The 13,418-nt window shown below is 70.6% G+C and carries 15 protein-coding genes; 4 read left to right on the top strand and 11 right to left on the bottom strand.

Features of this window, described 5'->3' with window-relative positions; genetic code table 11:
* Positions 1-8 precede the first annotated feature (8 nt).
* The 8 genes from ACLJT4_RS07140 to ACLJT4_RS07105 form a co-directional block, all read right to left on the bottom strand.
* Positions 9-854: a nitrilase-related carbon-nitrogen hydrolase gene (locus ACLJT4_RS07140; RefSeq protein ID WP_038526205.1), complete on the bottom strand. Its 846-nt coding sequence runs from the start codon at positions 852-854 to the stop codon at positions 9-11.
* 322 nt (positions 855-1,176) lie between these two features.
* Positions 1,177-1,359, bottom strand: coding sequence for a hypothetical protein (locus ACLJT4_RS07135; RefSeq protein WP_411121484.1), 183 nt, complete (start codon positions 1,357-1,359; stop codon positions 1,177-1,179).
* 484 nt (positions 1,360-1,843) lie between these two features.
* The gene (locus ACLJT4_RS07130; RefSeq protein WP_233661844.1) at positions 1,844-2,251 is read right to left on the bottom strand and encodes a rodlin; all 408 of its coding nucleotides are present in this window, start codon (positions 2,249-2,251) and stop codon (positions 1,844-1,846) included.
* Between the two features lie 384 nt (positions 2,252-2,635).
* Positions 2,636-3,046, bottom strand: a complete 411-nt coding sequence (locus ACLJT4_RS07125; RefSeq protein ID WP_037633824.1) for a rodlin — start codon at positions 3,044-3,046, stop codon at positions 2,636-2,638.
* 289 nt (positions 3,047-3,335) lie between these two features.
* Positions 3,336-3,635, bottom strand: a complete 300-nt coding sequence (locus ACLJT4_RS07120) for a hypothetical protein (protein ID WP_233661843.1) — start codon at positions 3,633-3,635, stop codon at positions 3,336-3,338.
* A 271-nt stretch (positions 3,636-3,906) separates the two neighbouring features.
* Positions 3,907-4,140, bottom strand: coding sequence for a chaplin (locus ACLJT4_RS07115; RefSeq protein WP_233661861.1), 234 nt, complete (start codon positions 4,138-4,140; stop codon positions 3,907-3,909).
* Positions 4,141-4,502: 362 nt separating this feature from the next.
* Positions 4,503-4,913 (bottom strand): rodlin, encoded by a 411-nt coding sequence (locus ACLJT4_RS07110; RefSeq protein WP_016574569.1) that lies wholly within the window; start codon positions 4,911-4,913, stop codon positions 4,503-4,505.
* A gap of 251 nt (positions 4,914-5,164) precedes the next feature.
* Positions 5,165-5,350 (bottom strand): chaplin, encoded by a 186-nt coding sequence (locus tag ACLJT4_RS07105; RefSeq protein ID WP_411121697.1) that lies wholly within the window; start codon positions 5,348-5,350, stop codon positions 5,165-5,167.
* A 416-nt stretch (positions 5,351-5,766) separates the two neighbouring features.
* Between ACLJT4_RS07105 and ACLJT4_RS07100 the strand changes: the two genes are divergently transcribed.
* Positions 5,767-7,446, top strand: coding sequence for a bifunctional 3'-5' exonuclease/DNA polymerase (locus ACLJT4_RS07100; protein ID WP_411121483.1), 1,680 nt, complete (start codon positions 5,767-5,769; stop codon positions 7,444-7,446).
* A 51-nt stretch (positions 7,447-7,497) separates the two neighbouring features.
* Here ACLJT4_RS07100 and ACLJT4_RS07095 read toward each other — a convergent pair whose 3' ends face one another.
* Positions 7,498-8,103 (bottom strand): TetR/AcrR family transcriptional regulator, encoded by a 606-nt coding sequence (locus ACLJT4_RS07095; protein ID WP_411121482.1) that lies wholly within the window; start codon positions 8,101-8,103, stop codon positions 7,498-7,500.
* 268 nt (positions 8,104-8,371) lie between these two features.
* On the opposite strand from ACLJT4_RS07095, the gene ACLJT4_RS07090 reads away from it, so the two are divergent.
* The 3 genes from ACLJT4_RS07090 to ACLJT4_RS07080 all read left to right on the top strand — a co-directional run bounded on the left by ACLJT4_RS07090 (position 8,372) and on the right by ACLJT4_RS07080 (position 10,455).
* Positions 8,372-9,082: a spheroidene monooxygenase gene (locus ACLJT4_RS07090; protein WP_411121481.1), complete on the top strand. Its 711-nt coding sequence runs from the start codon at positions 8,372-8,374 to the stop codon at positions 9,080-9,082.
* A 78-nt stretch (positions 9,083-9,160) separates the two neighbouring features.
* Positions 9,161-10,000, top strand: coding sequence for a DeoR/GlpR family DNA-binding transcription regulator (locus tag ACLJT4_RS07085; protein ID WP_411121480.1), 840 nt, complete (start codon positions 9,161-9,163; stop codon positions 9,998-10,000).
* Positions 9,997-10,455: a RidA family protein gene (locus ACLJT4_RS07080; RefSeq protein ID WP_411121479.1), complete on the top strand. Its 459-nt coding sequence runs from the start codon at positions 9,997-9,999 to the stop codon at positions 10,453-10,455. Before ACLJT4_RS07085 ends, ACLJT4_RS07080 begins: the two co-directional genes overlap by 4 nt.
* Before the next feature lie 186 nt (positions 10,456-10,641).
* On the opposite strand, the gene ACLJT4_RS07075 is transcribed toward ACLJT4_RS07080, so the two are convergent.
* Both ACLJT4_RS07075 and ACLJT4_RS07070 read right to left on the bottom strand, forming a co-directional pair.
* A complete protein-coding gene (locus ACLJT4_RS07075; RefSeq protein WP_411121478.1) occupies positions 10,642-11,469 on the bottom strand; it encodes an arylamine N-acetyltransferase family protein in 828 nt (275 codons plus the stop codon).
* 260 nt (positions 11,470-11,729) lie between these two features.
* On the bottom strand, positions 11,730-13,022 hold the full coding sequence (locus ACLJT4_RS07070) for an acyltransferase family protein (RefSeq protein ID WP_411121477.1): 1,293 nt from the start codon (positions 13,020-13,022) through the stop codon (positions 11,730-11,732).
* Positions 13,023-13,418 lie beyond the last annotated feature (396 nt).

The raw sequence follows: 13,418 nt of genomic DNA, 5'->3' as shown, positions 1-13,418 counted from the left end.
CGCCGAGGTCAGTGGTCGCCGCCCTCGTCGATCAGTCGCCGCACCTCGCGGTCGATGAGCCCCAGGCGGGCCTCCGCGACGAGCGGTACGGCCCGCCGCTGCCGCCGCGCCTCGGACGGGTCGATCTCCACGGTGACCAGCGCCGTCTCCCACTTGGGCGCCTGCGCCACCACCGCGCCCCGCGGGTCCACCACCCGTGAGCCGCCCCAGAACGACGCCCCGTGCTCGTTGCCGACCCGGTTGACGAAGACCACCCAGCACTGGAGCATCCGCGCCGTGTAGGACAGCAGCGTGTCCCAGTAGAGCCCGGTGTCCATCGCCTCCGGATCCAGGCTCGCCGCGCTGTTGGTCGGCACGAACAGCACCTCGGCACCGTCCTGCACCGCCAACCACGGCAGCACCGGCTGCCAGGCGTCGTTGCACACCAGCGTCGCCCCCCGCCCCCCGCTCGGCGACTTCGCCAGCTCGTACGAGCGCAGCGACTGCCCCGGGCTGACGTGCTTGCGCTCCTCCCAGGCCAGGTAGTTCGGCAGGTAGAGCTTGCGGTGCGCGTGCGCCAGCTCCCCGTCCACGTAGTACGCGGACGTGTTGTACGCCCGCAGACTGGTGTGCTCGTGGAAGCCGACCAGCACCGCCGGCCCCAGCGTGCTCAGCTCCCGCAACCGCGGATCGCCCGCCTCCAGGGACGCGTCCCGCTTGAGCGCCCCCAAGTGGTAACCGTGCAGGCTGAGTTCGGGGAACACCACGAGGTCCGCACCCTGGACCGCCGCCTGCTCGATCTGCTCCCGGGCGACCCGCAGGTTCTCCGCCACGTCCCCGAGTACGCAGTCCGTCTGCGCCAACGCGATGAGCATGCCCCACATCCCCCTCAGCCAATTGCGTTTAATCGGTTTTACTACCTACCTCCACATTCTCCCCAAACATCCCGTTCCGCCGCATCCCACCAACGAGCGAAAGGGCGGACCTCCCCGTGCCGACGGTCGCCATCGCGCGTTGATCCGCACGACCCGTCGTGCCCGCGGGCGGCCTCCAGCCGCAGCTCCGCCCGGTACCAGCGGTACGGCGGCCGCGGTCGGGACGTCCGGCGCTCACGGCGTCGCCCCGGCCGGGCGGCCCTGGCCGAGCGGCCCGCCGCATCCGCTCGGCCGGCCGCCACGCCCCGCGGCGCCACACGACTCATCCCCGGCGACCACGGGCCCATTGCAGCAACGCCACCCCGCCGAGCAGCAGCCCGCCGCCGGCCCCGGCGACCAGCCCCAGCCGCCGCGCCCCACTGGATGCCAGCAGCGCCTCCCCCACCGACTTGCCGGCCCGCGCCACCGCGCCCACCCGGGGATCCTGGTAACCGCGCGCCCCCAAGCCCCGACGAACCGCCGCCTCGGACACTCCGACCCGTCGCCGCTCCCGACGCCTTTCCGGCCCCGCCGCGCCCCGCACCGACCCGACCCGGCGCCCCTCCGCCCGGCGCCCGGCCGACGGCAGCCGCGAGGACCTCGCCCCGTTCCCGCACCGGATCCCCGAACCCACCCGCAACGCCCTGAGCCCGCCCAGCGGGTTGCCGCACGCAGCGACCGGCGTCGGCGCCCCGGACGAGCCCGCGGCACCTCCCCGCGCGCCGGCGTCCGCGAACACCGGCCCTCCGCCCACCCCCAGCACGCCCGTCGCCACCGCGACGACCAGGCACGCCCTCAGCCTCTGTCCCATGTCCCCTCACTCCGCAGTCCTCGCGCACGGACACCCCGCCCGCGTCCCCGTGGCGCTTGCACGACCGGGCGGCCAACGGCGCACACGCCCGTTGGCCGCCCGGTGTCGCAAGCGGTGAATCGGCCGAAGCCGACGGCCGTCAGCGGTTCTTGACCCCGTTGCCCGAGAGGATCGGAATGTCGTCGACGATGTGCGACAGCGCCTCGTCGCCCTTGGCCTGGGTGGAGTTCCGCGCGCACTGCTGGTTCTGCGGCGACGACAGGACGTTGATGTCCTGCACGGTGACCGGAATTCCGCCGATCAGCGAGCCGACGTTCCCCTTGGCAGGCAGGCCGACGCAAAGGTCGTTCAAGCTGCCCTGCAGGAGACCGAGTTGGGTGCTGCGCTTGCCGTGCGTCTTGGAGTTCCCGTACACGGACTTGGTGCCGTTGCCGTTGACGGTGCTGGTGCCGTTCTGGTCGCCGATCGCCAGGGCTTCCTGAGCCGCCGCGGCCGAAATCCCGACGAGCGATGCCGCGATCGCCGCGGTCGCCATCATCTTCTTCATCGCGCTAAACCCTTCAAGAGAAGGAACCCCCGGCACGGGAGCCCTGTTTCAACAACACACCGCGGCCGCCCGAGTTCCGCACCGTCACCCGAACAGATGGTGATCGGACTCCCCAAAAGTCCTACCGCGCGCACCACAGGCCCGGGAAATCACAACGGAATCTCCCGGGCCGCGTACCCATTTTCGGCCGGCATGCCAATGCCCCGGCAACCCCATCAATCTCGCGAGGGCATTGGCATGCATCCCTCCACACACTCCCATAACGAGCCCACCGAACCCTCGGCGGTCACGAGCGAATAACAATCCCAAAATCGCCGGGGCGACAAAGAAAAACCCGGGCCGCTCAGATGCGATATCTGAGCGGCCCGGGCGGTGCTCACCCGATCAGCGGTTGTGGACGCCGTTCGCGGAGAGGACCGGGATGTCGTCCAGGATGTGCGACAGCGGCTCGTCGCCCTTGGCCTGGGTGGAGTTCTCGGTGCACTGCTGGTTCTGCGGCGACGACAGGACGTTGATGTCCTGGACCGAGACCGGAACCACGCCGGCCAGCGAACCGAGGTTCGCCTTGGCGGGCAGGCCGATGCAGGGCTTGTTGAGCGAACCCTGGATCAGGCCGATCTGCGGGCTCATGTAGCCGTAAGTGGTCGAGTTTCCGAAGAACTGCTTCGAACCATTGCCGTTGACAGACGACGTGCCGTGCTGGTTACCAGTGGCCATCGCCTGGGGGGCGGCGGCTGCGGCTACCCCAACAATGGAAGCAGCCGCGGCTGCGGTCGCCAGAGCCTTCTTGATCATTGTTGATCCTTCGTGTTTCGGGATGCCCTTGAGCCGGGCGATCTGACCAACTCAGAAGGGCACATTTAGTTGTGCTCATTCACTCAAATGAGCTTATTATCCGGATCACCTCTTGCCGACCAGGCATCCCGTCCCAATTTTTGCAGCCGTGATTCACCATCCGGATCGGGCGCAACCTCGAAAACTCATTGACGCACACAGTGCCGATCCGACGGCTGAGACTTCACACGGCCGCACCGAATTCCCCGGACGATCCCCGGGGGCAGTCACATCGCGGTTCGCCGAACCGTCACTTGCCGAACGGCAGACCACCGAGCAGCGGAAGTTCCTTGGTGGCCCCCGTGGCGCCACCAACGATCTGCTTGGGGTGCTTGGCGGTCTTCTCCGCCCCCCGGACGGTGTCGACCAGCGGCTTGACCTGGCGACCGTCCACGTGCTGCTGGCTCAGCGCATCCGCCAACCCGCCGTTGAGACTCATGTGCGGCGAGGCCATGTTCGGCGAACCGGCATCGGCAGCGAAAGCGGGCACCGCCGCACCCAGCGCCATGACGGAGCCGGCAACAGTTGCAGCAGACTTCGCGTACTTCACTTTCCACTGTCCCTTCTGGTGCGGTGCTCGAAGAATCCACGGCACCAGTGCCGCGTGAGCAGTCACTTCACTGCTCGAACCACCGCATTCCCTCTGCCTAACGAGGGCCGGCGCACCGAGAAACTGTGACGTTCCGATTCTCCGGACGCACTCGCGAATGCTTTCGGGGCCGCCTGGAACACAAAGGCGAAGGACCGGAAAACCGTCGGCCCCGGCCGCAACAAAGGCGAGCCGGGGCCGGCCACAACGACGCGGCTGGGAACTGTGCCGATCAGACGTTGACGCAGCGGTTGCCGAAGGCCGGGTTCAGGATCCCGATGAAGCTGGCCGTGTTTCCGCACACGTTGACCGGGATGTGGACCGGAACCTGGATGACGTTCCCGGAGATGACGCCCGGAGAACGCTTGGCGCCGCCCTTGGCGTGCGCGTCGGCGAATGCCGGCGCGGCAGCGCCCACCACCATGAGCGTGCCTGCGGTGACTGCTGCGACCTTTGCGTACTTCACTTTCAGCCCTTCCTGCAGCGGGATCCGTAGCACACACGACCGTCGTGTCGCACGGGCGTGAATCTGCTCGCCCGTAACTCCGCTGCCGATATTGGTAACGATTTCCCGCGCCTCGCGAAACTCCCGAAGGGGGGTTTTCGGAGAAATCGCCCGAATGTCGCAAAGTTTTTGTGGCGCACCCATTCATATAAAGAAAAAACAACACGGAAATTCCAACGGGCGAAGCGCTCGCTGAATGCGAATTCCGACCGGGAAGGCGCCGGGCATTTTCGTCCCGGCACCTCCTCGAACGCGCCGCAGGCCCGGGGGCCCTCAAGGAACACGAGGACCGGCACCCGGACCTACGACCGGAGTCGACCGACTCAGCGGTTGCCGATGCCGTTGGCCGACAGGGCCGGGATGTCGGACAGGATGTGCGACAGCGCCTCGTCGCCCTTGGCCTGGGTGGAGTTCTCGACGCACTGCTGGTTCTGCGGTGACGACAGCACGTTGACGTCCTGGACCGAGACCGGAATGCCCCCGAACAGCGAGCCGACGTCCCCCTTGAGCGGCAGTCCCACGCAGAGCTTGTTCAACGACCCCTGGACGAATTCCATCTGCGGGCTCATCCGGCCGTGCGTGGTGGAGTTGCCGAAGACGGCCTCGGAACGGTTGCCGTTGACCGTGGAGGTGCCGTGGCGATCACCGACCGCCATCGCCTGCGGGGCGACGGCCGCCGCGACGCCGACCATGGAAGCGGCTACTGCCGTCGTGGCCAGGACCTTCTTGATCACTGTTTACCCTTCTGGAAGCGGAGCGCCCGTATCGGGAGCGCACTGGTCAACTCGCCTCGCGGGGTGCGGTTTCGCGGATTCACCCGAATGCCACGCAATCCGTAGACCCATATCACTGCGTCCGTGCGTCAACGCAGGGCGTCGACAGTCCGCTTGGCGGTATCGGTCGGCAAGTCGTCTGCTTCGTAGGCGAATTCGGCACGAAAAAGGCCCGCCCCGGAGCGGGGCGGGCCTCAATCACCCGATGGTGATCACTTGTTGATGCAGCGGTTGCCGAACGCCGGGTTGAGCGCGCCGATGACGTCGACGGTGTTGCCGCACACGTTGACCGGGACGTGGATCGGCACCTGGATGAGGTTGCCGGAGAGCACGCCGGGCGAACCCACGGCGGCACCCTTGGCGTGGGCGCCATCGCCGTGCCCGTGGGCACTGGCCATGCCAGCGCCTCCGACGACGGCAATGCCCGCGGCGGCGGACAGGACAACGGCCTTGGAGACAAACTTCACGGTGAACCTCTTTACTGAGCAGCATTCAGGTTTCTGTGCGCGCCGCCTGGAGCGACAAGCAGTTCAACGCAACAAACCGGGCAAAAGTAGCGGCCCAAACGGGTGATAGTTCGTGGTAAGTGCCGTACGGGGCAGATGTGCTTTCCGTGGTGAATTCGTGCGGAGCTCCCGTCCCGGCGACACGCCGCCCGGTCCGTCGTTCCTCACTCGCGCCATCGTCACACGGCGTCGGTCGCGCACCGGTGATTGGCGCCGCCGTCGCGCCGGGGCACTGTGGCGCCGGAACCCGTGCCGGCGTGAAGGTGCTGGTCAGGGGCATTGTCAGACCCTGGTGCAAGACTCGGGGCATGAGATGGGCGGTTGCAGAGACGGGCGACGGGGGTGTTCGTCTCTGCCCGCTCACTCAGGACGGGCGGCCCGCCGGCCCGGTGGTGCGGGAGTCCTCGCTCGCCGGAGCGGTGCGGTCCCGCCCTGAGGTCGAGCGGTGGGTGTGGCGGTCCACTGCCGAGACCTACCGCCGCCTGTTGGCGGCCGGGGTGCGGGGCGAGCGGTGCTACGACGTCGAGGCCGCCGAGGCGCTGCTGATCGGTCACGAGGAGGGGCAGTCGGGCCAGCCCCACTCGCTGGCTGCCGCCTGGGCCCGGTTGCACGGCCTGCCGGTGCCGGCCGACGCGCCCCTGCGCACCGCCGAGACCCAACCGTCCCTGTTCGAGCCGGGGCCGGTGCCGCTGCCGCCCGACACCGACGAGTTCACCGCCCTGCTGGAGGTCTACGCCGGCCAACTCGCCCGTACGGAGCGGGCCGAGCACCCGGACCGCATGCGGTTGCTGCTGGCGTCCGAGTCGGCGGGCATGCTGGTCGCCGCGGAATTGTCCCGGACTGGCATTCCCTGGCGGGCGGACGTGCACCGCGCGGTGTTGGACGGGCTGCTGGGCGAGCGTTTCCCGGGTGGGGTGGAACCGCGGCGCATGGCGGAGCTGGCCGACGAGGTGTCGCGGGCCTTCGGGGCGGGCGCGCGGGTCCGCCCCGATCTGCCCAACGACATCATCCGGGCCTTCGCCCGCGCCGGGATCGCGCTCTCCTCGACCCGCAAGTGGGAGCTGCAACAGGTCGACCACCCCGCGGTGGCACCGTTGTTGGCGTACAAGTCGCTCTACCGCCTGTACACCGCCCACGGCTGGTCCTGGCTCCAACAGTGGGTGCACGAAGGCCGGTTCCGCCCCGAGTACCTCCCCGGAGGCACGGTCACCGGCCGCTGGACCACCAACGGCGGCGGCGCGCTGCAGATCCCCAAGGTGATCCGGCAAGCGGTGCGGGCCGACCCGGGGTGGCGCCTGGTGGTGGCCGACGCCGCCCAGATGGAACCGCGGGTGCTGGCCGCGGTCTCCCGCGACCAGGGCCTGATGGAGGTCGCCGGCAGCGGCGCGGACCTCTACGCCGACCTGGCGGCCCGCGCCTTCGGCGGCGACCGCGACCGCGCCAAACTCGCCCTGCTGGGCGCCATGTACGGCCAGACCTCGGGAGACGGTCTGAAGCACATGGCCGATCTGCGCCGTCGCTACCCCGCCGCGGTGGCGTACGTCGACGACGCGGCCCGGGCCGGCGAGGAGGGCCGGCTGGTGCGCACCTGGTTGGGCCGCACCTGCCCGCCCGCCTCGGTGGCACCGCCCGACGAGGCGGGCCTGCCCCAGGAGGAGGAACGGCCCGCCGGCTTCGGCGGTACCTCGGCGGCGCGCGCCCGCGGCCGCTTCACCCGCAACTTCGTGGTGCAGGGCAGCGGCGCCGACTGGGCCCTGCTGGTGCTGGCCGCACTGCGCCACGCGATGGCCCGCGCCGGCCTCCGCGCCGAGCTGGTCTTCTTCCAGCACGACGAGGTGATCGTGCACTGCCCGGCGGAGGAGGCCGGCACGGTCGCCGAGGCCGTCGCGACGGCGGCCGCCACCGCGGGCCGGCTCGCCTTCGGCCCGACACCGGTGCGGTTCCCGTTCACCACGGCGGTGGTGGAGTGCTACGCGGACGCGAAATGACCACGGGGGACGTACGGGTGGACGGGCCGGCGGGGCGCCCCCGCGTGTCGTCTACTGCCGTCCGGCCCCTTCCGGGAGCAGGCCGCGCGTGAGGCGGGACATCGCGGCGACCAGAACCGCGCGCGGGGTGTCGGGGCGCTCCAGCCACCACAACGCGAGGCCGTAGAGCGAGCTGCGGATCGCCTCGCCCAGGGGCTCCAGTTCGGGCTCGGGGATGTCGGGCGCCACCTCGCGCAGCAGGGCCATGTCCGTCTCCCGTTGCCGGCGCTGGAGTTCGCGGTGGAACGCCTGCACCTCGGGGTCGCCGGTGGTGTCGTGGAACATCATCCGCCAGGTGTACGGGTGGGTCTGCACATGGCCGAACCAGGCGTCGTACATGGCCTCCATCCGGGCGTGCAGAGCTCCTTCGCCGTGCAGCAGTTCGCGCAGCGGTGCGGCGGCCAGCTCGTCGCGGTGCCGTTCCAACAGGACGAGGTGCAGCTCCTGCTTGGAGTCGAAGTGGCGGTAGAGCATCGGCTTGCTCAGGCCGGCCTCGGCGGCGATCTCCCCGATGGTGGTGCCCGCGAAGCCGCGCTCCGCGAACAGCCGGGCCGCCGCGTCCTCGATGCGCGTCCTGGCCTCCGCGCGGGCGGCGCGGCTGCGGTCGATCTCGTTCATCGGGCGTCCTCGTGGCTCTCTGGGGTGGCGTGCTTCTCGTCGTTCTCGGGCGGCCCACCGGCTGCTGCGGCCCCTGGCGCAACCACCGCCTCGGTGGTGCCGGGCGCGTCAGGCGCGGCCCCGCCCGCGTGCGGGAATCCGGCGCATTGCGCCGTGGCGTCCCCCTCGCAATTGTCTCCACCATGCGGCATACTCAGTCGTGTACCACATGGTATACGCGTGAGTAACTTGCTGGCTGGTCACGCGTCGGGACGGACGGGGGTCCAACATGATCGTTTCCGTGCACATCGCCGACCTCGGCGTGCGCGCCGCCCGCACCGCCCTCGGTCGGCCTCCGCGGCCGGGCGCGGTCCCCGGCCTGCGGTTCGCCACCACCGCCCTCACCGGCGCCCTCGCCGCCGGCCCGCCCTCCGTGCACCCAAATCGGGCCGCGCTGCTCGCCTCATGGGACGACGACGCCGCCCTGGACCGCTTCCTCGCCGAAGACGCCCTGGCCAGGCGGCTGGCGGGTGGCTGGCGGGTGCGGCTGCGGCCGGTGCGGGTCCTGGGCGCGTGGGGTCCGCTGCCGGTCGAGACCGACCCGGACGCCGCGCTCGGCGACGAGGACGGACCGGTCGCCGTGCTCACCCTCGGCTCGCTGCGGCTGCGCCGCGCGGTCCCGTTCTTGCGGGCCAACTCCCGCGCCGCCGGGCGGGCCGCGGCCGATCCCTCGATGCTCACCGCCGTCGCGCTGGCCAGACCTCCCCGGTTCGTCGCCACGTTCTCGATATGGCGGACCGTCTCCGCGATGAGCCGCTACGCGTACGGCACCGCACACCCACAGCACAGGGAGACCGTCCGGGAACACCGCACCGAGCCGTTCCACCACGAGGCGGCGTTCGTCCGCTGCCGGCCCTACGGCGCCCGGGGCACGCTCGACGGGAGCGATCCGATGGCCACGGCCGCTCAGGACCCGTCACGCCCTAAACTCGCCGGGTAGGGGGCCGTCAACCGACGGGCGGCCGGGATCCGAGCCATTCACGCCATCCGAGCCGTCCTAGCCGCGAAGGGACCAGCGTTGACCGACACCGAAGGGGCCGCCGAGGCCCCGGTCGCGAGTGAGGCGCCGGTCACCAAACTGAGCCCCAAGGACCGCCGCAAGCGGATCACCGACCGGGTGCTGGCCGAGGGCCAGGTGAGCATCGAGGAACTGGTCCTGGAGCTCGGCGTCAGCCAGATGACGGTGCATCGCGATCTGGACGCCCTGGAACACCAGGGCTGGCTGCGCAAGGTGCGTGGCGGGGCCACCGCCACCCCCAGCGCCCTCTTCGAGTCCACGGCACGCTGGCGCGGCAACGAGCAGGTGGCGGCGAAGGAGGCGATCTGCGCGGCCGCACTGGCCATGGCCGAACCAGGACAGGCCGTGATCATCGACGACTCCAGCACGGCGCTGCCGCTGGCGCGCTCGCTCTCCTCGCGCGGCGCGTTCACCGTCATCACCAACTCCCTCCAGGTCATCAACGAACTGGCGGAGGAGCCCGACATCCGGGTGATCGCGCTGGGCGGCGAGTACCACGCGGCGTTCAACGCCTTCCTCGGCATGTCCACCGCCGACATCGCCCGCAGCTTCCGCGCGGATGTCGCCTTCTTGTCCACCTCCGCCGTCGACAACGGCCACTGCTACCACCAGGCGCAGGAGAACGTCCTGGTCAAGCGCGCCCTGATGGCCGCCGCCCGGCGCAAGGTCCTGCTCGTGGACCACTCGAAGTTCGGCCGCCAGGCCCTCTACGAACTCGCGCCACTGGCCGACTTCGATCTCGTCATCTCCGATGAACACCTTCCCCAGGAGGAGCAGGACGCGCTTCAATCCCTGGGAGTGCGTTACGAGTTGGCGACGGAGGGGAGCAGACGGGGATGAGCGACGGCAACGACGGCAACCGCAACGGCCACGACGGCGTGGAGCGCATCAACCCTCCGCACCTCGCGCCGCCGACCGGATTCAGCCACGCCGTGCGCATCGCAGCCCCCGGCACACTGGTGTTCCTGGCCGGGCAGACCGCCCTCGACGGCACGGGCCGGATCGTGGGCGACGGCATCGTCGAGCAGTTCGAGCGGGCGCTCCGCAACCTCCTGGAGGTGGCGGCCGCGGCCGGCGCCGCCCCGTCCGACCTGGCCAAGCTCACCGTCTTCGCGGTCGACGTCGCCGACTACCGCCGCCACGCGAAGGAACTCGGCCGGGTGTGGAAGCGCCTGGTCGGCGGGGACTTCCCGGCCATGGCCGTGATCGGCGCCACCCGGCTGTGGGACGAGACGGCCCTGGTGGAGATCGAGGGCATCGCGGTGGTGCGGGAGGGCCGCACGGCGCCGCGGTAGCACGGACACTGGTGCGCGCGACCGGGTGAGGGGCGCCCGACCGCGGCGGGACATCCGACTTCCGCAGCCCGGGACACCCGACTTCCGCAGCCGGTCGACATCCCGACGAGCCCGGTCCCCGTGCCCCGCGCCAGCCGGCCCCGGCCAGGCGGCCCCGGCCGCGGCCGAGCCGCCCGGCTCCCCGCCTCACTCCCCGTACGTCGCCACCAGCGCCTCGGCGTCCGCCGCGGACAGCGTGATCCCGAATTCGGAGTCCAGCAGGCCCGGAAGCTCCTCCGGCGCCACCTCCCGCACCTCCCGCGACCAGTCCGGCCGGGTCAGCGTCAGCTCCCGTCCGACCAACGTGCGGCGCAGCTCGGGGTCCGGCTTCTGCACCACGATCTTGCCGGTGAACGGCGACCGCGGGTGCGTCGATATGTAGTGGTTGAAGACGGCGTAGTCGGCCGGGAAGCGCTGCTCGGTCCCGAAGGCGTACAGGTCGAACCACCCGTCCGCGTGCCGCGACCGCAGCACCCACGACTCGGACTCCTTCTCGTGGACCAGGCCGAAGGTCCAGGCGCCCTGTGCCTCCTCGACGCCGTCCCGCAGCGGGAGCGGGGCGAGCAGCGCCTCACCGCCGAAACCGACGTCAGTGATCCACTCCGTGCCGGCCAGCTCCACCTTCAGCAGGGCGTGGGTGACCGCGCGGACCTTGGCCTCGCCCATCCGGATCCGGGCGCCGAGCCCGGAGACCCGGAAGCCGAGGCGCTCCAGGGCAGCCGCGTAGAGGAGGTTCTGCTCGTAGCAGTAGCCACCACGCCGCTTCCGCACCATCTTGGCCTGGAGCGCCTCCATGTCGAGCAGGATCGGGCGGCCCAGCACGATCTCCACGTTCTCGAAACCGATGGCGGCGCTGTGCGCGGCATGCAGCGCCCGCAGCGTCTCCAGGGTCGGTCGACGGTCGCCGGCGTAGCCGATGCGCGCCAGATAGGCGTCCAGATCGAGCTGCTCGCCGCCCCACGTGGTTCCGGTCATGGTGCCTCTCCCCCTCGTCACGGTGTCCTCCCTGCGGGGAGCCGCAAGGGAGCTTAGGTGACGCCTGCGCAGGGCCGGATCGACTGTCGGGACGACATCCGGCAGCGGCTGGGCCTAGGCCCCCGGACCGAGGAACGGAGAGCGGGGAACGGGACAGCCGGGGCCGAAGAGCGCGAGGGCCGGGACGCCGGGCCGACGGACCCTCCCGGCCGACCGGCCGACGGACCACCGGCCGCATCCCGGCCCTCCCCGCCCCGACGTCAGCGACGCCGGCGCGCCATCCCCACCGCGTCGGGCTTGAACGCCCAGTTCATCTTGGGCTCCATGGCGAACCGGAAGGTCCGCTGCACCGGCGGCGTGCACAGCAGCGTGACGATGGTGCCCGCGATCAGGGTCAGCAGCACCTGCCCCCACGGCGTGTGCAGCCAGTCGTTGTCGTACCAGTGCCAGAAGCGCGAGCCCTTGGCGAGGAACCCGTGCAGCAGGTAGCCGTAGAGGGTGCCCGCGCCCAGCGCCGTGAACCACATCCGGCGGCCCGGCACCCAGGCGAAGAAGCAGGCCACCAGCACCAGCGAGCAGCCGAACATCGCCAGTGTCATCACCACGCCGCTCCACCAGGGAGCACCCAGTTCCTGCGCGCTGTCGCGGTGGTAGAACCACGCGGCGTTCACCCGCGGCGCGGCCCAGTAGGCGAAGACCAGCGCACCGGCGACCACCGGCAGCGCGGCCATCCGCACCGACCGGCGGCGCACGAGTTGGAAGTGCTCCGGCCGCAGGGTGAGCCCCACGACGAAGAACGGCAGGAACTGCAGCACCCGCTGGAGGTTCAGGTCGTCACCGATCTCCGGCGAGACGGCCGCCAGGACCGCGATGGTCAGCGCGAGCGGCAGCGGCCAACGCACGATCTTCCACAGCGGCGTGGTGAGCCGCCAGATGAAGAGCGCGATCAGGAACCACGTCAGGTACCACGGCTGCAGCAGGGTGATCGGGTACCCGGGATCGTCGTCCGCCCAGCGCTTGAAGAAGGTGTAGGCGACCTCGAAGAGGACGTACGGGACCGCGACGCCGGTGATCAACCGCTGGAGCCGGTCCTTGCGCATGTCGAAACTGCGCGAGAAGTAGCCGGAGATGATGATGAACGCCGGCATGTGGAAGGCGTAGACGGTGATGTAGAGCGCCGCCGCCGATCGGCTGCCGTCGCGCAGCGGCTCCCAGGCGTGCCCCATCGCCACCAGCACGATGGCCAGGTACTTCGCGTTGTCGAAGAACGCGTCGCGGCTCTTGGCCGGAGCGCCGTCGCCCGTCGGCCGACCGGTGGCGGCCGTGGCCGGGGCCGCGCGGCCCTTGGCGTGCCGCCGGCCACCTGGCGCACCGCCGGCGTCGGCGTCCTTCTCCGACGGCGTGACCGGGGCGAGGGTGGCCGTGGCCGTCGCCACACCCGTCCCGTCCGCCCCTGCGGGTGCGCCCGCGGCCGGTGGCGCGTCCTGCGGCATCTGCCGCGGCGCGGGAAGCGGCACCCGCCGCTCGCCGTACGCCGGAAACTCGTTCGTCAAGGGCCCTCCCGGAACGCGCCTGTCGGAGGAGCCGGATGCGGCGGCGAAATGCCGGGCCCCGAAACGGAACCCACAGGCCAAATCCAGCGTCTTAGTTGAATTACGGGGAGTGTGGCGTCGAACATCTCTGGCACCTTAGCCGCGTCGACGGAATCCCGTAAATCCCGCACGGCCAGGGCCGCTCGTGGAGTCGCGCCCCTTCACCGCACCTTCACCGGATGCGGACGAAACCGCGCAAAACACGGGCGGGAGATTACACCCGCGCCCCTCGGACGAGCCGCCGCAACTCCGACACACACGAAAAAACCACCCACCCCCGAACAACCCGTCACGTCCGCAACGATTCCCGCACGCATCCCGCCCCGCCACCTCGCCCGCGCACCGCCTCCGTCCGCT

The organism is Streptomyces sp. x-19, assembly GCF_046549115.1.
GTDB classification, from domain to species: Bacteria; Actinomycetota; Actinomycetes; order Streptomycetales; family Streptomycetaceae; genus Streptomyces; species Streptomyces albulus_C.
Note: the sequence above shows the minus strand (reverse complement) of the source record. Positions and strands in the feature narration are given on the sequence as shown.